Source organism: Kurthia massiliensis, from assembly GCF_000285555.1.
Taxonomy (GTDB): domain Bacteria; phylum Bacillota; class Bacilli; order Bacillales_A; family Planococcaceae; genus Kurthia; species Kurthia massiliensis.
Genome location: NZ_HE610997.1, coordinates 618,045 through 642,376, shown reverse-complemented (window position 1 = coordinate 642,376; position 24,332 = coordinate 618,045). Strand labels below are relative to the sequence as shown.

The window sequence follows — 24,332 nt, the reverse complement described above, 5'->3', positions numbered from 1 at the left end:
TTAAGTGCGTATAAAACGTGTCCTAAAGTAGAAGAAATGCGCATTATTATATATAACAGTTTTGAATAATAAGTCATTTGGTCCACTGTATTACAACAGCTATTAAATAATTTTATTAGGTTATACTTATCCATAAAAAATATGATATATACTATTTAAAATGACTATAATTTCACATGCAAAAAGATAGTATATGTCATATAATGAACATCCTTACGAAACAATTGACTTTCATATTAGAATGAATTAATATTGAAAATTGAACGGATACTCTTATCCCGAGCTGGTGGAGGGTCAGGCCCAATGAAACCCGGCAACCTGCATGTTTTTTCACGACATGCGTTGGTGCTAATCTGATGCAAGGATTTTCCTTGAACGATAAGAGTGAAAGGTGCTTACGAAATTACCCCTTTCCTCATAAACACTATGAGCGAAGGGTTTTTTTATTTTTCGATTGTCATTGCAATCGCCAAATTGGCACTTTCTATAATACTCGTGTAGAAGCAGCTTAGGCTGGCTGGCATTAGGAGAAGAACGGTTCGATGAATGTTTCTTCTTATTAAAGATGCTACACGGATAATGAGTACCGTATCTATCGAACTCGTATAGGAGGAAACCATACAATGGCTCAACGTCGACTATTTACTTCAGAAAGTGTTACAGAAGGACATCCAGATAAAATCTGTGACCAAATCTCAGATGCAATTTTAGATGCTGTTTTAGCAAAAGATCCAAACGCACGTGTTGCATGTGAAACGACTGTTACAACAGGTTTAGTGCTTGTAACAGGTGAATTAACAACATCTACTTACGTAGATATGAAAGGCATCGTTCGCGATACAGTAGCAGAAATCGGCTACACTCGCGGTAAATATGGTTTCGATGCTGAAAACTTAGCAGTACTTGTTGCTGTTGGTGAACAATCACCTGATATCGCACAAGGTGTAGACCAAGCGTTAGAATCACGTGAAGGTTCTATGTCTGATGCAGAAATCGAAGCAATTGGTGCCGGTGACCAAGGTTTAATGTTTGGTTACGCTTGTAACGAAACACCAGAACTTATGCCACTACCAATTTCTTTAGCACATAAATTAGCACGTCGTTTAACAGAAGTGCGTAAAAATGGTACATTATCATACTTACGTCCTGACGGTAAAACACAAGTAACTGTAGAATATGACGAAAATCAACATGCAGTACGTGTTGATACAATCGTTATTTCTACACAACACGACGAAGAAGTAACATTAGAACAAATCAAAAAAGATTTACATGAACATGTAATCAAACCAGTTGTTCCTACAGAACTATTAAATGAAGACACAAAATACTTTATCAACCCAACAGGCCGTTTCGTTATCGGCGGTCCTAAAGGTGACGCAGGTCTTACAGGCCGTAAAATCATCGTAGATACTTACGGTGGTTACGCACGTCACGGTGGCGGTGCTTTCTCTGGTAAAGATGCAACGAAAGTTGACCGTTCAGGTGCTTATGCTGCACGTTACGTAGCGAAAAACATCGTTGCTGCAGGTCTTGCAGATCGTGCGGAAGTACAACTTGCTTACGCAATCGGTGTTGCACAACCTGTATCAATTGCTATCGATACGTTCGGTACTGGTAAAGTGACAGAAGCAGAACTAGTAGAAGCTGTACGTGAGTTATTCGACTTACGCCCAGCAGGTATCATTAAAATGCTAGATCTACGTCGCCCAATTTACAAACAAACAGCTGCTTACGGTCACTTCGGTCGTACAGACTTAAATGTTCCTTGGGAAGATACAAACAAAGCAGACGCTTTAAAAGCACGCTTTAACTAATATATCTTTGTATCTAGAAGGCTCAGCAAATGCTGAGCCTTTTTTTGTTGAGAAAAAAGAATTTAAAACTTAAAAAGAGAGGTAAATAGTAATATCGAAGTAGTGAACAATAATAAATACGACGAATGTATTGGGATGTGACTGCTTATATAAATAAAGGATGATTCGATTCCAGTATTTATCATTTCTTCGTAGAATACCCCTCCCTCAAGAAACGGAGTGAGGAGGGAGGGGATGAATGCGAACGCAATTATGCGTTGTTATCGGATGCTTATGCAATAGCTAAATATTATTTCAAAAAAGCGTATCAATCACTTAGTACGAAATCGCATTTAATCGATGTGATGACAGAGTGGATGGCGCTTTTAAAAAAGCATGGCTATGTAGAAGATCTTTTACATTATCAAGATTTCCTCATTGACGCTTTGCATATGCAAATGTGAAAAACCGCACATTTTATGAGGAGCAGTTAGAAAAGCGTTGGCAAGTAACGAATTATACGTTCGTCATTTTTGATATTGACCGATTTAAAACGGTGAATGTATTCATTTGACGATTAGTATCGGCGCAAGTTTTACAAACGTTATTTAAACGTGCAGACGATGCATTGTATATTGCGAAAATAACGGTCGTAACTGTTTATATATCGAATCTATTCAAAAAGAAACCGCAAAAACGTTATAAGTTTTTGCGGTTTCTTCTTATTAAATAGTGTGAATAATTATTTAACTTCACCAAGACCTGATACAGTGAATGTTTCTTCGATTTTTTGAATCGCTAAATCTTCATCTGATCCGTCTACGTTTAATGTAATTTCAGAGCCACTTGGTACACCAAGAGACATGACACCTAAAATTGATTTTAAGTTTACGTTTTTACCGTCAAATACTAAAGTCGTATCTGCTTGGAATTTAGAAGCAACTTTTACAAGCTCTGCAGCTGGGCGAGCGTGTAAACCTTCTGGTGCTGTAATGATAAATTGTTTTGAAATCATTGAATTTCCTCCTCGAATATTCAGTTATACAGTAGTGAGTGATTTCCGGTTATGTAAAGCTGTTTACGATACATAAGGCGGCAACCATTTTCAATGAACAACGATGGTTGCTTTAAATTGGAACATAATAAATATCACAGTTCATTCATCTTACTACCATTCAATGCTATTAATGTAAGAATAACATAGAAGAACGATTGGTGCTAATGCTATAGTAGGATGATGTTTATGAAATTGTATTAGTCGTTAGGATAACAAATAAAACGTTTTAGTGTCATAGATGATCGCTAAAAGAAAAGGTGTCATTAATATATTAAAAAAAGAAACGAATGAAAGATTCAAAAATATAAGATCTACCATTGACGATAGGGGAGGAGAGTGGCCACCTGGCTATTTTTTATATAGATAGGATTTTGTCATTTTTGTAGGTGAGTAAAAGGTTACTTTTGAAGCGAAGCATGTAATAGTTGCTAAAAAGACAAAATATAGGAGAAATGTAGAATATTTTGGCCTAATAAAAAGAAGGAAAATTTGTTATTTTGCAATCGTGTACACAGAACGTTCAAAAACATTTAAATAAAATGTGAAAATGACGATATTTCTATTTTTTTACCGTATCGTTAGGTTTATAATTCAAAATGAATTGTAATGGAGGTTGATATCTTCAATCGAAGGGTTTGTGAGCTTGGGTTTCCTGAAACTTCCTGAAAAAAGGGTACATACTACCGATTCTTGTTTTTTTGATTGAATCACAATTATGAGGGAATCGAAGTATTGACCGCTAGCTTCTAGTGAAGATTTTGGGCACAAATCAATCATCCTGCGCATTCACACCTATTTAATTTGTACCTTACAAACTAAATATCGGGGGACACACTTCAATATCCATTCAACATTCTTATTTAGAATAGTTGTTTTAGAAGGGAGTACAACATGAGAAAAAAAGTACTAATCATGCCGATTGTTATGGCGTTTATGGCCCTTGTATTATCTGGCTGTGAACCATTGATGGTATTTGACGCGAAAGGTCCGAACGCTCGTACACTTTCTACTACCATCTTAATTTCGATCGCTACAATGGTCATTATTCTTTTAGCGGTGTACATTATTCTTGTTGTGATGTTAGTTAAATATCGCGCAAGTAAAACACCAGACGATTACGAACCACCTTTTGAAGAAGGTAGCCGTAAATTAGAGTTCTGGTGGACTGCCATTCCAATTATGATCGTAGCATTCTTATCAGTTGTAACAATCTGGTCATTACAAAAGGTAGAAAATCCACAAACAGAAGATTATGCGAATAAAGAACCTTTAGTGATTTATGCAGCTTCTTCTGAATGGAAATGGCACTTTAGTTATCCTGAAGAAAACATCGAAACGGTTAACTATGTGAACATTCCAACAGATCGCCCAATCGAATTCCGTCTGTACTCTTACGGTATGATGACAAGTTTCTGGGTTCCACAATTAGCGGGTCAAAAATACGCTATGAGTGACATGACAACAACAATTCACCTTGCAGCAGACGAAGCAGGTGAATACTTCGGTCGTAACAGCTTATTCAATGGTCCTGGCTTCGAAGCTCAACAATTCGAAGTACAAGCTATGAAACAAGATGACTATGACGAATGGGTTTCTGACGTAAAAGCTGAAGAGCCTGAATTAACTGAACAAAAGTTCAACGAATTACTTAACGCGGCTCACGTTGGTCGCGAAAGCTTCTCTTCTACTCACTTATCATTCAGTCCAGCACCAGCATCTCACCATGAGATGATGGAAGCAGAATCTTACAACGAATCTAAAGCTGCTCAAACAGCTAACGGTAAATTAACGATTCACCGTCACACAGAAAGTCACTAAGATTTACACTGAATAATTATCTTCTAAGTAGAAGCAAGAAAGGAGTCACACTAAATTGATGAGTTTTGACGCAATCGTTGCACCGCTTAGTGAACCTATGGTATTCGGTACTTTTATCGGTATCGTTGTTGCTTCTTTAGCTGTTCTAATTGGTTTAACTTACTTCAAAAAATGGGGTTGGTTATACAGTGAATGGCTAACTACAGTTGACCACAAGCGCATCGGTGTAATGTATATCTTTGTAGCAATTATCATGCTATTCCGTGGTGGCGTCGACGCATTATTAATGCGTGCGCAAACTGCAATTCCTGAGAATGGGTTATTAAACTCAGCTCACTATAACGAAATCTTTACAACGCACGGTCTGTTAATGATTCTTTTCGTTGCCATGCCGTTCGTAATCGGTTTAATGAACGTTGCTGTACCTTTACAAATTGGTGCACGTGACGTAGCGTTCCCACGCTTAAACTTATTAAGTTTCTGGTTAACAGTCGCTGGTGCGATTTTAATCAACATTTCATTTATCTTTGGTGGTTCACCAAACGCAGGTTGGACAGGTTACTTCCCGTTATCTGGTCCTGAATACAACCCAGGCGTAGGTAACAACTATTACGCTTGGTCAATCCAAATTTCTGGTTTTGGTACTTTAATGACAGGTATCAACTTCATTACAACAATTATGAAAATGCGCGCTCCTGGTATGACGCTAATGAAAATGCCTATGTTCACATGGTCAATTTTAATCACTAGCTTAATCATCACTTGTGCGTTCCCAGTTATCACTGTATGTATGGCGATGATGACTTTAGACCGTCAATTCGGTACTAAATTCTTCGCTATGTCTGACGGTGGTATGGACATGCTTTACGCTAACTTATTCTGGGTATGGGGTCACCCTGAGGTTTACATCGTAATCCTGCCAGCATTCGGTGTCTTCTCAGAAGTTATCGCTACGTTCTCACGTAAAAACTTATTCGGTTACGGCTCAATGGTAGCTGCTATGACAGTTATCTCTGTACTAGCATTCTTAGTATGGGCCCACCACTTCTACACAATGGGTCACGGTGTATTAACAAACGGTGTATTCTCTATCACTACAATGTTAATCGCAGTACCAACTGGTGTTAAGATCTTCAACTGGTTGCTTACAATGCGTCACGGTAAGATCTCATTCACAACACCAATGCTTTACGCTTTAGGCTTTATTCCTATCTTCACTATCGGTGGGGTTACAGGGGTAATGCTTGCAATGTCTAGTGCCGACTATCAATACCACAACACGTTATTCTTAGTTGCTCACTTCCACTATGTATTAATCCCAGGTACAGTATTCGCATTATTCTCAGGTTACCACTACTGGTGGCCACTTATCTGGGGCTTCCGTCTTAACGAAAAACTTGGTAAAGCAGCATTCTGGGTTATGGCTATCTCATTCAACGTAGCATTCTTCCCAATGTTCATCCTAGGTTTAGACGGTTACGCTCGTCGTATGTACACTTACTCAGCATCTACAGGTTACGGTCCTTTATCAATGATATCGTTCATCGGTGCCCTTGGTTTAGCCGTATCATTCATCTTAGTTGCTTACAACATTTACTATTCATTCCGTTACGCACCACGTAACGAAGGTTCTGACCCATGGGATGCACGTTCACTTGAATGGTGCACACATAGCCCAGTTCCAGCTTACAACTTCGCTGTAATTCCAACAGTTACTCGTCTTGATGAGTTCTGGTTCGCGAAAAAAGAAGGCCGCGACCTTCAAGCTGGTAAAATTGAAGATATCCACATGCCTAACAACTCACAAAGTGCGTTCTGGCAAGGTATTGCTATGACTCTATGGGGCTTCTTCTTCGTATGGAGCGAATGGATTCCAGCTGCAATTTTCTTAGCAATTACTTTAGTATTCATGGCTTACCGTTCATTCCAAAAAGACGACGGTTACCATATCCATGTTGCTGAAGTCGAAGAAACAGAACGTCTTTACGACGAAAATGGCGGATTGCGAGGTGCTAAATAATGGCTCATCACGTTGATCACAGTCAACCATTAGAATATTCGACTACGCAAAACCGTCTTAACATTTACGGTTTCTGGATTTTCCTAGGTGCGGAGATCGTTTTATTCGCAACATTATTTACAGTGTACTTCACGTTACATGAACGTACAGGTACAGGTCCAACAGGCAAAGAAATCTTTGAATTAGGACCAGTTTTAATTGAAACATTCTTACTTTTAACAAGTTCATTCTTAATCGGTTTAGGTGTACACGCTATGCGTTTAGGCCGTAAAAAACCGATGATCGTATTCTACATCTTAACGTTACTATTAGGCTTAGGCTTCTTAGTAGTTGAAATTGATGAGTTCTTCACGTATGTTCATGATGGTGCTACAATCACGACAAGTGCATTTGTATCGTCATTAATGACTACGATTGGTACTCACGGTGCCCACGTAACATTCGGTTTATTCTGGGGTACTGCGATTATCATTCAACTTGCTCGCCAAGGTATTACTGCTCGTACAGCGAACAAAGCGTTTATCTTCTCTCTATACTGGCACTTCCTTGATGTAGTTTGGATCTTCATCTTCAGCTTTATTTACTTGAAAGGATTGATGTAATATGGCAGAGTTATTTCCTAAAGAACACGTCGTTGGGTTTATCGGCTCTTTAATCCTTACAATCGCTGCACTGTCCGTTGTGTGGTTTGACGTATCTATGGTTGTAGGTATGATTATTCTGCTTGTTACAGCATTGATTCAAGCAGCTGTCCAATTAATGTTATTCATGCACATTGGTGAAACTGATGATAAAGTCGATATTTGGGCTGCGACATTATTCGCATTCGGTATCGGTATCGTTACAATCTTAGGTTCATTATTATGTATGGTTTGGGGTTACTAATCCCAAAAGGCTAAGTTCCCCGAAAAAAGGCTACGAGTAAACTCGTAGCCTTTTTGTATGCGCAAAAAAGAGGCTGGGGCATAAGCGTAAAAACACCATCTCAAATGAGTATAAAAAAACCGGAATCGCACTGTGGCGCGGTTCCGGTTTTTTGTTGCGAACGCTAAAAAAGGAAAATGAAATGTTTTGACCCCGCCTCTGGACATTAACGTAAGATAGGAGATTGCTGTACCGATTTATAATATTGGCCTTTTTCGTAGTACTGTGTGCGAATACGTTCCATATCTTTGCGGTCTTCTTCTGTAAGCTCACGCACGACTTTCGCAGGGCGCCCGAACGCTAACGTATTCGGTGGGATTTTTGTTCCTTGTGTTACGAGACTACCAGCACCAATAAAAGCACCTTCGCCGATTTCAGCACCATCTAAAATGATTGAAGCCATGCCAATTAAAGCATTTTTCTTCACGTGACAGCTATGTAACGTTGCTTGGTGACCAATCGATACACCATCTTCTAAAATGAGTGGATGTGCAGGACTTTGGTGTAAGCAGCATAAATCTTGTACATTCACGCGTTCACCGATAATTGTCGGTGAGACGTCACCACGAATTACTGTGTTATAAAAAATAGATGAGCCTTTGCCAATCGTGACATCACCTGTAACGACAACGCCATCTCCTAAAAATACAGAAGGATCGATTGTCGGTTCGTTGTCTTTAAACGGGTATAGCATAAAATCTCCTCTTTTCTTAAAAATTTAATTTAATCGTACCAAACTCAAAACATTAATGGAACAGTTATGTACATTTATGCGTTACAATAGAGACAGTAACGAGAAGGAGCGATATATATTATGTGGAAATGGGAAGCTGATGGACAGGCGAGGGGTGTCGCAGTCGTCATCCATAGTGCATATGAGCACCATAGACGTTATGCGTGGCTAATTGAGGAATTGCGCTCAAGAGGCTTCCATGTGATCGCAGGGGACTTGCCAGGGCATGGAGAGGATAGTGCACATAAACGTGTACATGACGAATCATTGAAATCATATGAACGCTACGTAAAACGGATGGTTGATACTGCATTTGAATATCATTTGCCGGTCTTTATATTTGGCCATGGAATGGGCGCGATTTTCGGTTTATATGCCGTACAAAAATATAACTACGAAGTCGCCGGCCTTATTTTAACATCTGCATGGTTCCATTTGCGCCATCAGCCATCACGTATGTCTAACGCGCTACCAGGGTTTAGTAAAGTTGCTGGCGCTTTAAAAATTCACCACGAAGTCACAACGAAACAACTGACGCGTAGTTATGATGCTTACTTAGAAATAAAAGATGATATTTTATATAATTCGACTGTCACCGTGAAATGGTACAATGAATTACACAATTTCATGAAGGCATTACAGCAATCTGAGAAGAAGCTGCCAAATGTCCCTGTACTGATGATGAACGGTGGTATGGATAAAGTTGTAGATGTTAGCTATAGTAAACGATGGCTCATTCAACAAGATTTGAGTGAATTTATTTATAAAGAATGGCCGAAATGCCATCACGATTTATATTTAGAACCTGAACGAGAATTAATGTTTGATTATGTAGAAAGTTTCCTATTTAACTCCTTAAAAAATATTGGATATATTGTAGAATAACAAAACCACTCTCAATTTGAATTGAGAGTGGTTTTTTTCGTTTGTTATTCGTCTGGTGTCATATACTGGATAATACCTAAAGTGTTTCTTGAGAGGACAATTATTAGTATTTAAATCCAAAAACAGTAAAAATGGCGATTTTATTACGTTTATAAAACATAAAAAAATATGTTTTGTATTTTTAGAGAGGACATAAAATAGATAATAAGTACTTTTTTTGCTAAAATGACTTATTTTCTTACGCAATAACGTTCCTTTTCAAATGTTTGTCTTATATAATGAGTTTATTGTTTTAGAAAAGTATCGGGAAAATAAGAAAGGGTTAGATAGTATGGAAATCATGAACAAGATTTACGATTTACTATGGGGTCCGTGGATGATTTACGGCATTATGCTTGTCGGTTTAATTTTTACGATTCTCACAAAAGGCGTACAAGTACGGTTTTTTAAAGATATGTTCGGTCAGTTGTTTACCGGCAAAAAAATCAGAAGCAGGGGTATCTTCATTCCAAGCGATGTCGATGGCACTTTCAGGTCGTATCGGTACCGGGAATATTGCAGGTACAGCGACAGCGATTGCATTTGGTGGTCCTGGTGCGATTTTTTGGATGTGGGTCATTGCGTTTATCGGTGCAGCAACAGCTTACGTCGAATCAACACTTGCGCAAATTTATAAAGAGAAGAAAAATGGTGTATATCGAGGCGGTCCCGCATTTTACATACATAAATATACGGGTAAACGTTGGCTTGGCATGATTTTCGCAGTAGCGGCATTAATTGCGATGTCATTTTTACAACCGACTGTCCAAGCAAATGCGATTGCAGATGCGATGTACAATGCATTTGAATTGCCACATTGGGTTTCTGGTTTAGCCGTTTGTATCATTTTAGGCTTAATTATCGTCGGTGGGGTAAAACGTATCGCGAATGCAGCATCAGTCATCGTCCCATTCATGGCGATTGCATACATTTTAGTTGCAGCAATTATTATTTTCATGAACGTCGATCAAATTCCGACGGTGTTCTCACTTATTTTCCGTAGCGCTTTCGGTGCCGATGAAATGTTCGCAGGAATTTTAGGTGCGGCGATTGCATGGGGTGTTAAACGTGGGATTTATGCAAATGAAGCAGGGCAAGGTACAGGTCCTCACCCAGCAGCGGCGGCTGAAGTATCACATCCTGTAAAACAAGGTCTCGTACAAGCAGCATCTGTTTATTTAGATACATTTTTAGTTTGTACAGCAACAGCTTTCATGGTGTTATTTACAGGTATGTATAACGTGCAAGAAGGAGAAGGTAAAGGAAACTTTATCGTTGAAAATTTACCAGGCGTTGAAGCGGGTACAGCGTTTACGCAACATGCGGTAAATGCAGCATTCCCAATTGAAGGCTTCGGTACGATTTTTGTCGCATGTGCCTTATTCTTCTTCGCGTTTACGACAACGATGGCTTACTACTATATCGCTGAAACGAACGTTGCTTTTATTTTCGATGGTAACAAACAAAAAGTGATGATTCGCGTCGTGCAAGTGGTCATTTTAATTGCAACGTTCTTCGGTGCTGTCCATCCAGCAGAATCTGCATGGACGTTAGGTGATATCGGTCTCGGTATTATGGTGTGGGTCAATGTCATCGCATTGTTATTCCTCGTAAAACCGACGCTGATTGCATTAAAAGATTACGAACAACAGAAAAAAGCAGGACAAGATCCTGTATTTAATCCAGAGAAACTAGGCATTAAAAATGCGGACTTCTGGATGAAACGTAAATAAAGGTAATAAAAAAAGTGGGGCTGCAGGCGCAGCGCCACTTTTTTATTGTGCGACAGTTTCCTTTAAAGGCGACTGTGTATATGGTTTCACTTTTTCTAGCGCTACGATAAAAGGTGGATCATTTTTTTGGTTTAAGAAATCATAACGTAACACGTGTACTTGTTTTTGAGGCAAGCGTTCTACATATTGTAAGACGTTGTCACGTTCTTCTTTACCGCCTTCGTGTCCATGATAGACAACGAGTACGACGATACCACCGATTTTCATTTGTTCAAGCATCGCGTCAATTGCTGTGATCGTCGTTTGTGCTTGTGTCGTTAACGTATGATCGGCTCCTGGTAAATAACCTAAGTTAAATACGGCGCCACCGATTGGTTCATCCACGTGTTTTGCAAAGTTTTCGTGTCCGTCTAAAATAAGGGTCGTACGTTCAAATACGCCATGTTCTTTCAGACGTGCTTTCGTAGCGTCAAGCGCTTGTTGTTGTACATCAAAGGCAAAAACATGCCCTGTGTCGCCAACGAGCTCTGTTAAATATAATGTGTCATAGCCGTTACCAGCTGTCGCATCAATGGCGACATCTCCAAAATCAATTGATTTACGTAGCAATGTTTTCGCGTAGTCTAATACGCGTTCTAGCTTCATTGAGTTGTCACTTCTTCTTTCTTATAAAATTTACCTTGCCAGCTATCACGTTTCACTAGCTCGGCATCAATTCCGTTTAATACTTCCCATTTGTTTACTGACCACATCGGTCCAATCATTAAGTCGATTGGGCCGTCACCTGTAATACGTTGTACAACCATTTCAGGTGGAATGACTTCTAATTGATCAGCGACTAGTTGAATGTAAGCGTCTTTTTCCATTAATTCAAGTTGGCCTTTTTCGTATTGTTTTACGAGTGGCGTTCCTTTTAATAAATGAAGTAAATGGATTTTGATCGCTTGGACATCTAATTGACCTGCGACGCGCGCAGATTCTAACATCATATCATAATCTTCCAATGGTAGACCGTTGATAATGTGCGTACATACACGAATGCCGTGTTTACGTAATTTTTCAACGCCTTCTACATACGTTTTGAAATCATGCGCACGGTTAATAATATTCGCTGTGCGTTCATGAATTGTTTGAAGGCCTAATTCTACCCAAAGATATGTGCGTTCATTTAATTCTGCTAAATATTCGACGACATCGTCTGGTAAGCAGTCAGGGCGTGTTGCAATACTTAAACCCATAACACCTTCACAAGCAAGGGCCGCTTCGAATTTTTCTTTTAACACTTCAAGTGGTGCATGTGTATTCGTATAAGCTTGGAAATACGCCATCGTTTTGCCGTCTTTCCATTTATGTTGCATGCGTTCTTTAATTTTTTCAAATTGTACAGGAATCGGATCGACACGGTCGCCCGCAAAGTCACCTGAACCAGCAGCTGAACAAAACGTACAGCCACCGAAAGCAACCGTGCCGTCACGGTTCGGACAATCGAAACCTGCATCGAGTGCTACTTTATATACTTTACAACCAAATTCATCGCGTAAATAGCGATTCCATGTGAAATAACGCTTTCCGTCTGATGGGAAAGGAAATTGTGATGGATTTGTTTCTGTCATGTTCTTTCACTCCTCAACAACTCATTGTAACACGATGCGCGTTGTCAGACGACCACTTTCTTTTCAGCCAAAAGTACGAGTTTCGGTAAAAGGAGTTGTCAATTTAAGTCCTCATCTGGTAAGATGGCGAGAGATTTTTAATGGAGGAGGGCGACATATGCCAAAAAGTGTGTGGCTACTTATCGTTGGTATGGTAATCAACACAGTCGGTAGTTCATTTTTATGGCCCCTCAATACGATTTATATGCACAATCATCTAGGCCAATCATTAACCGTTGCAGGCCTCGTTTTAATGGCGAATTCCGCTGCAGCAATTGTTGGGAACTTACTAGGTGGTTTTTTATTTGACCGTATTGGTGGTCACAAAACAATTTTAATCGGGACGTTTTTAACGCTCATTGGATTGCTCGGTTTGACGTTTTGGCACGGGTGGCCATACTACGTCTGGTTTTTAACGTTTATCGGTTTTAGTGGCGGCATGATTTTCCCATGTATGTTCGCAATGGTCGGCGCCGCATGGCCAGAAGGGGGGCGCAGAGGATTTAATGCGATTTATTTAGCACAAAACTTAGGTGTCGCATTTGGTCCAGCGCTTGCCGGGATTGTTGCAAATTTAAGTTTCGATTATATTTTTGCGGCGAACTTCTTGATGTATGTCGTGTTCTTTGTTGTTGCGATGAGTTATAAAAAAATACCGCAAGGCCGCGGTATGGCACCGACGAACGTTGTGAGTGAAGGGAAACGCATTAAAGATAAATCTTCATTATATGCACTGTGCATTTTAGGGATCGGATTTTTGCTAGGATGGGCAGTTTATTCTCAATGGACGACGACGATTTCAACGTATACGCAAGAAATCGGCATTTCGTTGACGCAGTATAGTTATTTATGGACAATTAATGGCTTACTCATCGTTTGTGGTCAGCCATTAATTGCACCGATCGTTCGAAAAGTTGGCGATCGTTATCAAATTTTAATGGTGACAGGTGTTATCATTTTCATGGTGTCATTTTTCGTGTTAAGTTTCGCCGAGACGTTTACGATGTTTGTCGTTGCGATGGTCATTTTAACGTTCGGTGAAATTTTCGTCTGGCCGACAGTACCGACTGTCGTCAGCGCATTTTCACCACCAGGTCGCGATGGGTTTTACCAAGGTTTGATCAATAGTTTTTGTACGACAGGTCGTATGGTCGGTCCGTTAATGGGTGGTTTACTAGCTGACCACTTCGGCATGCATTTTACGTTTTATATGTTAATTGCGATTTTAGCCGTATCGATTATTCCGTATTTGCTGTACCATATTCCATTAAAGAAACAAAAGATATAAAAATTCTAAAAATAGCGCAATCTCTTGTCAACATACATGAATTCAAGTACAATGAGGGCAATATGATATGACTATGAAGAGGAATAGTACGTTATGAATTGTTTGTAGAGAGCTAGTGGTTGGTGGAAACTAGTACATGCAGTAGCAGAACTCGCCTTGGAGTCACATTGGTGAACGTAAATTAACCAAAGTCGTCCGTCCGCGTTAAGGATTCAAGTTGAGTGAGTACACTAATTTGGGTGGTACCGCGGTGGCGTTTTATGCTGTCGTCCCTTTTCATAGGGATGACAGCATTTTTTTACGTTTAAATTATTTAGAGGAGGCAATTACTTTGAGCTTTAACCATAAAGACATCGAAAAAAAATGGCAAAAAGTGTGGGACGAAAATAAAACGTTCAAAACGACAAATGAGCCAGAAAAACCAAAATTTTATGCATTAGATATGTTCCCATATCCATCAGGTGCTGGTCTACACGTAGGTCACCCAGAAGGTTATACAGCGACAGATATTTTATCTCGTTTCAAACGTATGCAAGGCTACAATGTACTTCACCCAATGGGTTGGGATGCATTCGGTCTTCCTGCTGAACAATACGCGTTAGATACTGGTAATGACCCAGCAGAATTCACATTAACAAACATCGCAACATTCAAACGCCAAATCCAAGAGCTTGGATTTAGCTACGATTGGGATCGCGAAATTAACACAACAGATCCATCTTACTACAAATGGACACAATGGATTTTCATCCAATTGTACAAAAAAGGCTTAGCATACATTGATGAAGTTGCTGTAAACTGGTGCCCAGCACTTGGTACAGTACTTGCCAATGAAGAAGTAATCGACGGTAAATCAGAACGTGGTGGTCACCCTGTAGAACGCCGCCCAATGAAACAATGGATGTTAAAAATTACAGCATACGCGGACCGTTTAATCGACGATCTTGAAGATGTTGATTGGCCAGAAAACATTAAAGATATGCAACGTCACTGGATCGGTCGCTCTGAAGGTGCTGAAGTAGACTTCACAGTTGCTTCTACTGGTGATAAATTCACAGTATTCACAACACGTCCTGACACATTATTCGGCGCAACTTACACAGTACTTGCACCAGAACATGAGTTAGTTGAAAAAATTACAACACCAGAACAAAAAGCAGCAGTTGATGCTTACTTAGATGAAGTAAAAGTGAAATCTGACCTTGAACGTACAGATCTTGCAAAAACAAAATCTGGCGTCTTCACAGGTGCTTATGCAATCAACCCAATCAACGGCAAAGAAGTGCCAATTTGGATTGCTGACTACGTATTATCTTCATACGGTACTGGTGCGATCATGGCTGTTCCAGCACATGACGAACGTGACTACGAATTTGCGAAAAAATTCGATTTACCAATCATTCCTGTACTTGAAGGCGGCAACGTTGAAGAAGCGGCATTTACAGAAGATGGCGTACACATCAACTCTGACTTCTTAAACGGTCTTGATAAACAAGAAGGTATTGCGAAAGCAATCGCTTGGTTAGAAGAAAATAAAGTCGGCGAGAAAAAAGTTTCTTACCGCTTACGTGACTGGTTATTCTCTCGTCAACGTTACTGGGGTGAACCAATCCCTGTTATTCACTGGGAAGATGGTTCAATTACGACAGTACCAGAAGATCAACTACCACTTGAATTACCAAAAACAAAAGATATCCGTCCTTCAGGCACAGGTGAATCACCACTTGCGAACATTGAAGATTGGGTAAATGTCGTTGATCCTGAAACAGGTATGAAAGGTCGTCGTGAAACGAACACAATGCCACAATGGGCTGGTTCTTCATGGTACTTCTTACGCTACATCGATCCACACAACACAGAAGCAATCGCAGATCCAGAGCTTCTTAAACGTTGGTTACCAGTAGATATTTACATCGGTGGTCAAGAACACGCAGTTCTTCACTTATTATATGCTCGTTTCTGGCATAAAGTATTATACGATCTAGGCGTTGTACCAACGAAAGAGCCATTCCAAAAATTATTCAACCAAGGGATGATCCTCGGTGAAGGTAATGAAAAAATGTCTAAATCTAAAGGGAACGTTGTAAACCCTGATGATATTATCGAATCACACGGTGCGGATACACTTCGTCTATACGAAATGTTCATGGGACCTCTTGAAGCATCAATTCCTTGGTCTACAAACGGTCTTGATGGCGCACGTCGTTTCTTAGACCGCGTATGGCGTTTATTCGTTGATGAAGAAACTGGCGAATTATCTTCAAAAGTTCAAGATTCAACAGATACAACATTAGAAAAAGTGTATCACCAAACAGTTCAAAAAGTGACAGACAACAACGAACATATCCGTTTCAACACGTCTATCTCTCAAATGATGGTATTCATCAACGATTGCTACAAAGCAGACGTTGTACCGACAGAATACGCTGAAGGTTTCGTGAAAATGCTTTCTCCAATCGCACCTCACCTTGCTGAAGAGCTTTGGGAAAAACTAGGTCACGAAGAAACAATCACTTACGCCGAGTGGCCAACATTCGATGCATCTAAATTAGTAGATGACGAAGTTGAAATCGTTGTTCAAGTAAACGGTAAAGTACGTGCGAAATTAATGGTAGCGAAAGATGCTAGCCGCGAAGAGCTAGAACAAATCGCTCTTGCAAACGATCATGTGAAAGAATACATTGAAGGCAAAGACATTAAAAAAGTGATCGCTGTACCAGGCAAACTTGTAAATATCGTCGCAAAATAATGCACGTTTATAGCTCGTTCTCCACTAGGGGAGCGGGCTATTTATATGCAGCAAAATGAAACTTTTTACGTACTGAATCGTATAATACGTATTAATATTTTAGGAGAGATTCATATGGATACACAATTTGCGAAAGTGTTGCGTTTCTTTACATGGTTATGGGCACTAACAGCAGTCGGTTTATTCATCGGTGTGTTTATTCCGGCATCACTCGTCATGCCGATTTCTATCGTAACGATTATTATTTTACTAATCTTTATGTTTAGCCGCGCTGCACGTCGTATGAGTAAATGGTTATCGTCATTATTTGCATTATTGACAGGGATTACGCTATATAGTTTATTAAACTTTTATATCGGTTCACTCGGCGGTGGACTCGTTATCGCAATTTTCGGTACGACGGCTGCTATCTTTATTATTACAGGCTTTATCGGTTATAACTTAAAATCGAATTTAGCAGGCTTAGGGAAAATTTTATTTATCGTCTTAATCGGTGTCATCGTCTTTTCAATTATTACGATTTTCGTTGGTTTTAGCGATATTATTATGGTGATTGCGAGTGCGATCGGCGTCATTTTATTCGTCGCTTATACGCTATACGACATGAACCAAATCCGTCATCAACGCATTAGCGATGAAGATGTACCACTTGTGGCGTTAGATTTATATTTAGACTTCATTAACTTATTCCGCGAGTTATTAAGTCTCGTGTACTATTTAAAAAATATTTTCGACCGCTAACGAAAAAGGGGCTGGGACAAAACATTTCACTTTCCTTTTTTAGCGTTCGCAACAAAAAACCGGAACCGCGCCACAGCGCGATTCCGGTTTTTCTTATGCTCATTTGAGATGGTGTTTTTACACTTATGTCCCAGCCTCTTTTTTAATTGTTGCTGATGTATAACGTAATTTGTTGATCTTTTTTCAGCTCATTCGTTTTTAAACTGTTCCATTGACGAATGAGTGTTGCGGGAATATTGTACGTTGCTGAGATATCTTCGACGTTATCGAAAAGACCGGCAGTAACGATTTGTTTCATCGCATATTCATCATCATAAGCTGTTAAATGATATTGTTCGATTAATTCATTGAGCTTATGTTCATAACTAGAATCAGAAGCATAACTACCTGTTAGCGCAGCCGTTGCTTCTTCATAGGAAGCGGCATTTGTTTTAAACGTACCGCTATAAAAGTTTTTGTCCCATGACGTACCTTTCGCTAGTAAATCTGCATAGTTTTCTAGTGATGCTTGGTAGTCAGGATATTGACGGAAATGCGCTTTAATCGTTTTCATATTGCCTTTACCGTCATCTTCCTCTGTTTCCATTTTGACAGATTTACCGTTATAAGCACCTTTAATGCCATATAAATTGTAGTTCGGCGCGCTAGCAAGACCACTCGTGCCGAAATGACTTTCAAGCGATGCTTGGGCAATCATGACAGAAGCGTATAAGCCGTGTTCGCTCGCTACTTCTCGCGCTACCTCACCAATTTGTCCGATAAAGGCTTCACGTTCATGCTGTTCAGTAGAAGGTGCAGGCAATGTTGTTTTCGCAGCATCGAGCACTTGAAACAATGCGACAACAGCAATCACCGTAAGTAGTATAAACGTGAGCATCGTGATGACGAGCCACTTGACCCATGACGTACGTTTCTTCATCAGAAGACCCCTTTCAAATCATATACATACGTAAGACGTTTATGCGTGTGAAAAGTTCGCCGCGTTATCGCCGGCGATGTGACCTGTCACAAGCGCAGCCGTAATATTATAACCGCCTGTATACCCATGAATATCTAAAATTTCACCACAGAAATAAAGGCCTGATTTTTTCTTCGATGCCATCGTTTTCGGTTCGATTTCTTTTACAGAAACGCCGCCGCCTGTTACGAATGCTTTTTCGATTGGTTGCGTACCGTAGACAGTCATTTCAAAGCCAACTAAATCAGCTGCTAATGCGCGTGCGTGTTCGTTCGATAAATCAGCACCTGTCGACGTTTCAGCGATATTTGCGCGATTCATTAAGAACAGTAACCAGCGTTCAGGTACGATCCCTTTCCACGTGTTTTTCAACGCTTTTTTCGGATCGTTTTTCGCTAATTTCATTAACATTTGGAATGCGGATTCGGCATTGTAATCTGTTAATGATTGAATTTTCATTGTGACAGGTTTGCCACCGTTTTTCTTTAATTCTTTGACGACGAATTGGCTACAACGTAAAATCGCTGGGCCGCTTAAACCGAAGTGCGTAAATAACATGTCCATTTGGTGTGTAATAATCGCTTTACCGTTTTTCTTTAAGACAGAAACAGCGGCATCGCGCAGTGCTAGACCTTGCAACTCTTTTGATTGAATGAACGTCTCATTCGATAGCAAAGGAACTTCCGTTGGATACAGATCCGTCACTGTATGACCGGCGCGCTCTGCCCAAGGGTAGCCATCACCTGTAGAACCTGTTTGTGGTACGGCTTTACCACCGACAGCAACGACAACTGCATTTGCTTTAATATCTTCACCAGATTGTAAGCGCACACCAAAGATTTTGTCGTCGTCCATTAATAATTTTTCGACCGCTGTTTGTTGACGGATTTCAACACCGAGGCGATCTAACTCGCGAATTAACGCATCTACCACGTCTTGTGCACGGTTTGAGACAGGGAACATACGACCGTGGTCTTCCTCTTTCAAATCGACGCCTAAGCCTTCAAAAAAGGCGATAATGTCTTCATTGTTATAAATGGTAAATGGGCTATAAAGGAAACGGCCATTACCAGGAATATGTTTGACGATTTCATCGACAGGTAGGCGGTTTGTAACGTTACAACGGCCACCTCCTGAAATCGCTAATTTTTGTCCGAGTTTTTTACCCTTTTCGAGTAATAATACTTTTTTATTGTTCGTACCAGCGGCGATTGCGGCCATCAATCCTGACGGGCCTCCACCGATGACGATTACATCATACATATAAAAACGCTCACTTTCTAAATTGAAATTTCAGTTCAATTTATTATACACGATGTGAAGAAACTATTTGAGTAATTGTCCTTCGAGTTGTAAACTAAAATTTAGTGATTTTATTTTTTGAAAAAGAATGGAAGGTTAATATGTCATCATTTATGAAAGGGACGGCCATTTTAACGATCGGTATGTTTTTATCGAAAGTACTTGGCTTAATTTACGTATTCCCGTTCTATGCCATTATCGGTGAGGAAAATGTGGCACTTTACTCTTACGGCTTTATTCCATATTCGATTATGTTGTCGATTGCGATTTCAGGTGCACCGGTCGCGGTGTCGAAGTTCGTTTCGAAATACAACAGTCGAGGGGATTATGCATCTGGTCGTAAGCTGATGAAGTCCGGTGTCCTTATTATGATTGGTTCGGGAATTATATGTTTTGCGGCGCTTTATTTATTGGCCGATCCGATTGCCGGACTCGTTATTAAAGACGACGAGCAGATCTTTACAACAGATCAAATCGCAGGAGTTATCCGTTGGGTAAGCTTTGCATTATTAGTCGTGCCATTTATGAGTATTACACGTGGTTTTTTCCAAGGGTATGGTCAAATGACACCGACAGCTGTATCTCAACTCGTTGAACAAATTGTGCGTATTATCGTTGTATTAGTCGGCGCATTTATTTTAATGCGCATGTTCGGTGGTACAGCGCAATCTGCCGTATCATTTGCGTTATTTGCATCATTTATCGGTGCACTCGGCGGTTTAGCAGTCATGGGGTATTACTGGAAAAAATCAAAACCAGAGTTTGATTTAAAGTTAGCGGAGAGCGTCAACTCACCTGAGGACTTCTCTTACGTTAAAATTTATAAAGAAGTATTAACGTATTCGATTCCGTACGTATTCGTTGGGATTGCGTCAACGTTATTCCAATTAATTGATATGCTGACGTTTAACACAGCGATGGCGGAAATCGGTTTATCAAAAGTATCTGACTTATATTTAAGTATGTTGAACTTTACAACACAAAAAATTGTGATGATTCCAGTTATGTTAGCGACTGGTTTCTCAATGGCACTCGTACCAGCAATTACACGTTTCTACACGCAACGTAAACATAGCGATGTGATTGAGACGATGGATAAAACGTTCCAAATTTTATTATTTGTGACGTTACCAGCGGTCATCGGTATTTCTGTTTTATCATATGAAATTTATACGTTCTTATATTCACCAAGTGATATGGGGGCACATATTTTAGCACTGTATTCACCAGTTGCCATTTTATTTGCATTATTCTCGGTAACTGCAGCGTTATTACAAGGGATCGACCACCAAAAATGGATCATCTTCAGTTTATTAGTCGGTATTTTAATTAAATTATCGATTAACATTCCGATGATTGAAGCATTTGAAGCACCAGGTGCCATCTATGCAACAGCGATTGGTTATGTCGTAACGATTGGTATTAACATTGCGGTCATCGTAAAAGTATTAAACTACAAACCGAAGCGTCTCGTGCGTCGCATTATTTTAATCGCGATGCTAACAGCGCTAATGGTCGTTGCTGTATATATCGTGCGTTTCGTGTTAGGCTTCGTTTTACCAGAGCCAAATACGCGTTGGATCGCGATGATTTACTTATTCATTTGCGGTGGCGCAGGCGTTGTCGTTTACGGCTTCTTAGCATTAAAACTCGGCTTAGCTCAAAAATTACTTGGCAGCCGTTTCGAACGACTTGCAAAAAAATTACACATTAAGTAGGAGATTTTATGCGCTTAGATAAATTATTAGCGAATATGGGCTTTGGGACACGTAAAGACGTGAAAAAGCTCATTAAACAAAAAGCTGTCACAGTAGATGGCGTAGAAGTGAAAGATGTCGGTTTACAAGTAGACCCAGACAAACAAAACGTCGTCATCTTCGGCGAGCGTGTGACGTATGAGCCATTCATTTATTTATTAATGAATAAGCCAGCAGGCGTCATCTCAGCGACAGAGGACAATTACGACCCGACAGTTATCGATTTATTAGAACCGTTCCATCAACATTACGAGCCGTTTCCAGTTGGTCGTTTAGACAAAGATACAGAAGGTTTCTTACTCATTACGAACGATGGTCAATTAACACATAATTTACTATCTCCGAAAAAGCACGTGCCGAAAGTGTATTACGCGCAAATTGATGGAGAAGTGAAAGAAGAACATATCGCATTGTTTGAGGAAGGCGTTGTCATTGATGACGGCTATCAAACGAAGCCCGCGAAGTTAAACATTTTAGCGAGTGGTGAGCAATCTGAAATCGAACTTGAAATTTCAGAAGGTAAGTTCCACCAAGTAAAGCGTATGTTTAAAGCAATCGGTACCGAAGTGACGTATTTAAAACGTTTATCAATGGGGCCGCTTGAATTAGATCCAGCACTTGAACTTGGACAGTATCGTGAATTAACAAAAGAAGAAGTAGCGCTGTTACAAGATCGCTAATAAAAAGTCGGCATTTGCCGGCTTTTTTTGTGCATAAAAAAAACGCATCGCAGGCGCGATACGTATTATGTAAGACATTGTTATATTTGTTGGCAAAAATAATGACCAAGCGACGCAGCATGGTCATTATTTTTATTTCGTTACTGAATATGAGTTTGAGAAGTCGGCCATCAGCATGTTTAATATTCTTAGGGCGAGTAGCTTCTCATTCAACGAAAAGGCGTGAGATTCGCTCGTTGAACCTTTCTAAGATGTCATTTTCACTTTTTTACGCGTCGTTGTCCATTTACCTCTGCTTGGACTTTCTACCAAGTCGTTATAGGCTAACACATTCAAATCTCTCTGAATGGTGCGAGGAGTGATGCCAAATTCATCGACTAAATCTTGCGTAGTTACAGTCCCATTTTCATGGATATACATATACACATCTTTAATGCGATTAAGCATCCGATCAGTTGTTGGTTTCATAAGGTGAACCACTCCTTCATCTTTTTTCTCAAGACTAGCGGACGATACAAGTTTCTTAGGCTATTATAGGCTGCCTTAGACATCCCCTTTTCAGTTTTAATGGCCAGATTGTTTCTGACACCACCATTATAGCCGAAAAACAAACAACATTCCATATATTTACCTCAAAAAAATGTTGAAGTACCAAAAATTTACGGTCAGTAAACGAATAATTATAAGATTTATTTAATTTAATGTTCGTATTTTATAGTTTTGCTATTCAATAAAAGGCAATACGTTGTACACTGATAGTATTGTATGAAGGAGGTTTTTCGGATATGAATTGGTTAGCACAAGCGAAAAAACGTGAGGGAGAAATGATTGCAGATTTACAAGCACTCATTCAAATTGATAGCGTGCTCGATGAAGCGACAGCGACACCGACAGTGCCTTTCGGAGAAGGACCATTAAAAGCGTTACAGTGGATGTTAGAAAAAGGTGATGCAGCGGGCATGCGCACTGTTAATATGGACAACAAAGTTGGCTTTATCGAAATGGGCGATGGCGATGAAATGGTCGGCATTCTTTGTCACGTCGACGTCGTACCAGCAGGTAGCGATTGGGTACACGCGCCATTCGGTGGTGAAATTGAGGACGGAAAGTTATACGGTCGCGGTGCGATTGATGATAAAGGACCAACGATGGCTGCATGGCTTGCGATGAAAATGGTAAAAGACGCAGGAATTAAATTAGATCGCCGCGTTCGAATGATTATCGGTACAGATGAAGAAACGGGCTTCCGTTGTATCGAGCACTATATAGCAAATGAAGAAGTACCGACATTAGGCTTTGCACCAGATGCTGAGTTCCCGATGATCAATGCAGAAAAAGGGATAGCGGATACGATTTACCGTTTGCAAGATGTGACAGACGATGACGAACAATTACGCACATTCAACGCGGGCCACCGTACGAATATGGTACCTGATTTTGCGACAGCTACGTTGCAACATGTCGATGCATCTATCGTTGATGCTTTTAATGCGTACATTCAACAACAATCGTTAACAGGCGAAATAACGAACAATGAAAATAATTCGTATACCGTAACGTTAAAAGGTGTATCAGCACATGCGATGGAACCGAACAATGGTGTCAATGCAGCAGTGAAGCTCGCTGTATTTTTAGCAGACGTTGTGAATACACCGACATCAAAACGCTTTATTGATTTTATCGTAAAAGGTTTTGCGAGCGAAACACGTGGTCATGCGCTCGGTTTAGCGTATAGCGACGATATGTCTGGCGATACGACGTTAAATGCGGGTATTATTGAATTTGAAGCAGGTCGCATTGGCGAAGTACGCGTATCGATGCGTTACTCTGTGTCTTATGAATTTGACGAGATGATTGAAAAAGGACGTGCAGCACTAGCAGGTACGGGATTTGAACTTATCATTGTTGAAGATTCAAAACCACATTATGTGGCGTCTGAAGAAGAATTGGTCCAAAAGTTATCAGCTGTTTATGAACGTCATACAGGTGAAAAAGCGACATTGCTATCAACAGGTGGCGGTACGTATGCACGTGAATTACCGACAGGTGTTGCATTCGGTATGTTATTCCCAGGTGAGGGAGATGTCGCACATCAACACGATGAATTTGTCGTTGTCGAAAATTTAGTAAAAGCGGCAGCAATTTACGCAGATGCTATCGTTGCATTAGCAACAACGAACGATTAATCAAACAAAAGGGC

At 40.1% G+C, this 24,332-nt stretch carries 19 protein-coding genes, 1 pseudogene, 1 riboswitch and 1 other annotated feature; of the genes and pseudogenes, 13 read left to right on the top strand and 7 right to left on the bottom strand.

The genetic code is table 11. The features are described 5' to 3' along the window. The first annotated feature begins 270 nt into the window (after nt 1-270). A riboswitch (SAM riboswitch) is annotated at nt 271-385 on the top strand. Nucleotides 386-623: 238 nt separating this feature from the next. Continuing rightward, entirely contained in the window at nt 624-1,817 is a 1,194-nt protein-coding gene (gene metK / locus KMHG_RS07475; RefSeq protein WP_010288382.1) for a methionine adenosyltransferase, read from the top strand. A gap of 721 nt (nt 1,818-2,538) precedes the next feature. Here metK and KMHG_RS07465 read toward each other — a convergent pair. Further along, nucleotides 2,539-2,811 (bottom strand): phosphocarrier protein HPr, encoded by a 273-nt coding sequence (locus KMHG_RS07465; RefSeq protein WP_010288379.1) that lies wholly within the window; start codon nt 2,809-2,811, stop codon nt 2,539-2,541. 933 nt (nt 2,812-3,744) lie between these two features. Here KMHG_RS07465 and qoxA point away from each other — a divergent pair. Genes qoxA through qoxD form a run of 4 tightly spaced genes read left to right on the top strand, consistent with a single transcriptional unit; the run spans nt 3,745 to nt 7,576 of the window. Beyond that, nucleotides 3,745-4,671 (top strand): cytochrome aa3 quinol oxidase subunit II, encoded by a 927-nt coding sequence (gene qoxA, locus KMHG_RS07460; protein ID WP_010288378.1) that lies wholly within the window; start codon nt 3,745-3,747, stop codon nt 4,669-4,671. Nucleotides 4,672-4,729: 58 nt separating this feature from the next. After that, entirely contained in the window at nt 4,730-6,691 is a 1,962-nt protein-coding gene (qoxB, locus tag KMHG_RS07455) for a cytochrome aa3 quinol oxidase subunit I (RefSeq protein ID WP_010288377.1), read from the top strand. Beyond that, complete coding sequence (locus KMHG_RS07450; RefSeq protein WP_010288376.1) at nt 6,691-7,293, top strand: cytochrome c oxidase subunit 3; 603 nt, start codon at nt 6,691-6,693, stop codon at nt 7,291-7,293. Before qoxB ends, KMHG_RS07450 begins: the two co-directional genes overlap by 1 nt. A gap of 1 nt (nt 7,294) precedes the next feature. Further along, a complete protein-coding gene (gene qoxD, locus KMHG_RS07445) occupies nt 7,295-7,576 on the top strand; it encodes a cytochrome aa3 quinol oxidase subunit IV (protein WP_010288375.1) in 282 nt (93 codons plus the stop codon). Between the two features lie 205 nt (nt 7,577-7,781). Here the strand turns inward: qoxD and KMHG_RS07440 are convergent, their stop codons facing one another. After that, a complete protein-coding gene (locus tag KMHG_RS07440) occupies nt 7,782-8,309 on the bottom strand; it encodes a gamma carbonic anhydrase (RefSeq protein WP_010288374.1) in 528 nt (175 codons plus the stop codon). A 120-nt stretch (nt 8,310-8,429) separates the two neighbouring features. On the opposite strand from KMHG_RS07440, the gene KMHG_RS07435 reads away from it, so the two are divergent. Both KMHG_RS07435 and KMHG_RS17475 read left to right on the top strand, forming a co-directional pair. After that, on the top strand, nt 8,430-9,233 hold the full coding sequence (locus KMHG_RS07435) for an alpha/beta hydrolase (RefSeq protein WP_010288373.1): 804 nt from the start codon (nt 8,430-8,432) through the stop codon (nt 9,231-9,233). Nucleotides 9,234-9,564: 331 nt separating this feature from the next. Continuing rightward, a pseudogene (locus KMHG_RS17475) lies at nt 9,565-11,005 on the top strand (alanine/glycine:cation symporter family protein). A 42-nt stretch (nt 11,006-11,047) separates the two neighbouring features. Here KMHG_RS17475 and mnmM read toward each other — a convergent pair. Both mnmM and mnmL read right to left on the bottom strand, forming a co-directional pair. Next, entirely contained in the window at nt 11,048-11,650 is a 603-nt protein-coding gene (gene mnmM / locus KMHG_RS07425; protein WP_010288369.1) for a tRNA 5-(aminomethyl)-2-thiouridylate-methyltransferase MnmM, read from the bottom strand. Further along, the gene (mnmL, locus tag KMHG_RS07420) at nt 11,647-12,618 is read right to left on the bottom strand and encodes a tRNA modification radical SAM protein MnmL/YtqA (protein WP_010288368.1); all 972 of its coding nucleotides are present in this window, start codon (nt 12,616-12,618) and stop codon (nt 11,647-11,649) included. The genes mnmM and mnmL overlap by 4 nt, the downstream gene beginning before the upstream one ends. Nucleotides 12,619-12,775: 157 nt before the next feature. Here mnmL and KMHG_RS07415 point away from each other — a divergent pair, with 157 nt between their 5' ends. The 3 genes from KMHG_RS07415 (at nt 12,776) to KMHG_RS07405 (ending at nt 17,435) form a co-directional block, all read left to right on the top strand. After that, the gene (locus KMHG_RS07415) at nt 12,776-13,945 is read left to right on the top strand and encodes an MDR family MFS transporter (RefSeq protein WP_010288367.1); all 1,170 of its coding nucleotides are present in this window, start codon (nt 12,776-12,778) and stop codon (nt 13,943-13,945) included. A 64-nt stretch (nt 13,946-14,009) separates the two neighbouring features. Continuing rightward, nucleotides 14,010-14,222: a binding site (T-box leader), on the top strand. A gap of 54 nt (nt 14,223-14,276) precedes the next feature. Further along, nucleotides 14,277-16,694: a leucine--tRNA ligase gene (gene leuS, locus KMHG_RS07410; RefSeq protein ID WP_010288366.1), complete on the top strand. Its 2,418-nt coding sequence runs from the start codon at nt 14,277-14,279 to the stop codon at nt 16,692-16,694. A gap of 114 nt (nt 16,695-16,808) precedes the next feature. Continuing rightward, nucleotides 16,809-17,435 (top strand): Bax inhibitor-1/YccA family protein, encoded by a 627-nt coding sequence (locus KMHG_RS07405; RefSeq protein ID WP_010288365.1) that lies wholly within the window; start codon nt 16,809-16,811, stop codon nt 17,433-17,435. Between the two features lie 142 nt (nt 17,436-17,577). Here the strand turns inward: KMHG_RS07405 and KMHG_RS19930 are convergent, their stop codons facing one another. Together KMHG_RS19930 and KMHG_RS07395 are read right to left on the bottom strand one after the other, a co-directional pair. After that, nucleotides 17,578-18,354 carry a glucosaminidase domain-containing protein gene (locus KMHG_RS19930; RefSeq protein ID WP_010288364.1) on the bottom strand — a complete coding sequence of 259 codons (777 nt, stop codon included), beginning with the start codon at nt 18,352-18,354 and terminating at the stop codon, nt 17,578-17,580. Nucleotides 18,355-18,393: 39 nt separating this feature from the next. Then, nucleotides 18,394-19,656, bottom strand: coding sequence for a BaiN/RdsA family NAD(P)/FAD-dependent oxidoreductase (locus tag KMHG_RS07395; protein WP_010288360.1), 1,263 nt, complete (start codon nt 19,654-19,656; stop codon nt 18,394-18,396). Between the two features lie 140 nt (nt 19,657-19,796). Between KMHG_RS07395 and KMHG_RS07390 the strand changes: the two genes are divergently transcribed. Continuing rightward, entirely contained in the window at nt 19,797-21,413 is a 1,617-nt protein-coding gene (locus KMHG_RS07390) for a putative polysaccharide biosynthesis protein (RefSeq protein WP_010288359.1), read from the top strand. Nucleotides 21,414-21,421: 8 nt separating this feature from the next. Then, on the top strand, nt 21,422-22,132 hold the full coding sequence (locus KMHG_RS07385) for a pseudouridine synthase (protein WP_010288357.1): 711 nt from the start codon (nt 21,422-21,424) through the stop codon (nt 22,130-22,132). Between the two features lie 246 nt (nt 22,133-22,378). Here the strand turns inward: KMHG_RS07385 and KMHG_RS07380 are convergent, their stop codons facing one another. Continuing rightward, the gene (locus tag KMHG_RS07380) at nt 22,379-22,600 is read right to left on the bottom strand and encodes a DeoR family transcriptional regulator (RefSeq protein ID WP_010288356.1); all 222 of its coding nucleotides are present in this window, start codon (nt 22,598-22,600) and stop codon (nt 22,379-22,381) included. A gap of 317 nt (nt 22,601-22,917) precedes the next feature. Between KMHG_RS07380 and pepV the strand changes: the two genes are divergently transcribed. Then, complete coding sequence (gene pepV, locus KMHG_RS07370) at nt 22,918-24,318, top strand: dipeptidase PepV (protein ID WP_010288355.1); 1,401 nt, start codon at nt 22,918-22,920, stop codon at nt 24,316-24,318. Nucleotides 24,319-24,332: the final 14 nt, after the last annotated feature.

Bases quoted from the DNA above. Each gene is read 5' to 3' on its own strand.
- KMHG_RS07450 (WP_010288376.1), top strand. From the start codon at position 6,691: ATGGCTCATCACGTTGATCACAGTCAACCATTAGAATATTCGACTACG.
- qoxB (WP_010288377.1), top strand. From the start codon at position 4,730: ATGAGTTTTGACGCAATCGTTGCACCGCTTAGTGAACCTATGGTATTC.
- KMHG_RS07440 (WP_010288374.1), bottom strand. From the start codon at position 8,309: ATGCTATACCCGTTTAAAGACAACGAACCGACAATCGATCCTTCTGTA.
- mnmM (WP_010288369.1), bottom strand. From the start codon at position 11,650: ATGAAGCTAGAACGCGTATTAGACTACGCGAAAACATTGCTACGTAAA.
- KMHG_RS07395 (WP_010288360.1), bottom strand. From the start codon at position 19,656: ATGTATGATGTAATCGTCATCGGTGGAGGCCCGTCAGGATTGATGGCC.
- metK (WP_010288382.1), top strand. From the start codon at position 624: ATGGCTCAACGTCGACTATTTACTTCAGAAAGTGTTACAGAAGGACAT.
- KMHG_RS07465 (WP_010288379.1), bottom strand. From the start codon at position 2,811: ATGATTTCAAAACAATTTATCATTACAGCACCAGAAGGTTTACACGCT.
- KMHG_RS07415 (WP_010288367.1), top strand. From the start codon at position 12,776: ATGCCAAAAAGTGTGTGGCTACTTATCGTTGGTATGGTAATCAACACA.
- KMHG_RS07435 (WP_010288373.1), top strand. From the start codon at position 8,430: ATGTGGAAATGGGAAGCTGATGGACAGGCGAGGGGTGTCGCAGTCGTC.
- mnmL (WP_010288368.1), bottom strand. From the start codon at position 12,618: ATGACAGAAACAAATCCATCACAATTTCCTTTCCCATCAGACGGAAAG.
- KMHG_RS07405 (WP_010288365.1), top strand. From the start codon at position 16,809: ATGGATACACAATTTGCGAAAGTGTTGCGTTTCTTTACATGGTTATGG.
- pepV (WP_010288355.1), top strand. From the start codon at position 22,918: ATGAATTGGTTAGCACAAGCGAAAAAACGTGAGGGAGAAATGATTGCA.
- KMHG_RS07380 (WP_010288356.1), bottom strand. From the start codon at position 22,600: ATGAAACCAACAACTGATCGGATGCTTAATCGCATTAAAGATGTGTAT.
- KMHG_RS07390 (WP_010288359.1), top strand. From the start codon at position 19,797: ATGTCATCATTTATGAAAGGGACGGCCATTTTAACGATCGGTATGTTT.
- qoxA (WP_010288378.1), top strand. From the start codon at position 3,745: ATGAGAAAAAAAGTACTAATCATGCCGATTGTTATGGCGTTTATGGCC.
- KMHG_RS19930 (WP_010288364.1), bottom strand. From the start codon at position 18,354: ATGAAGAAACGTACGTCATGGGTCAAGTGGCTCGTCATCACGATGCTC.
- KMHG_RS07385 (WP_010288357.1), top strand. From the start codon at position 21,422: ATGCGCTTAGATAAATTATTAGCGAATATGGGCTTTGGGACACGTAAA.
- qoxD (WP_010288375.1), top strand. From the start codon at position 7,295: ATGGCAGAGTTATTTCCTAAAGAACACGTCGTTGGGTTTATCGGCTCT.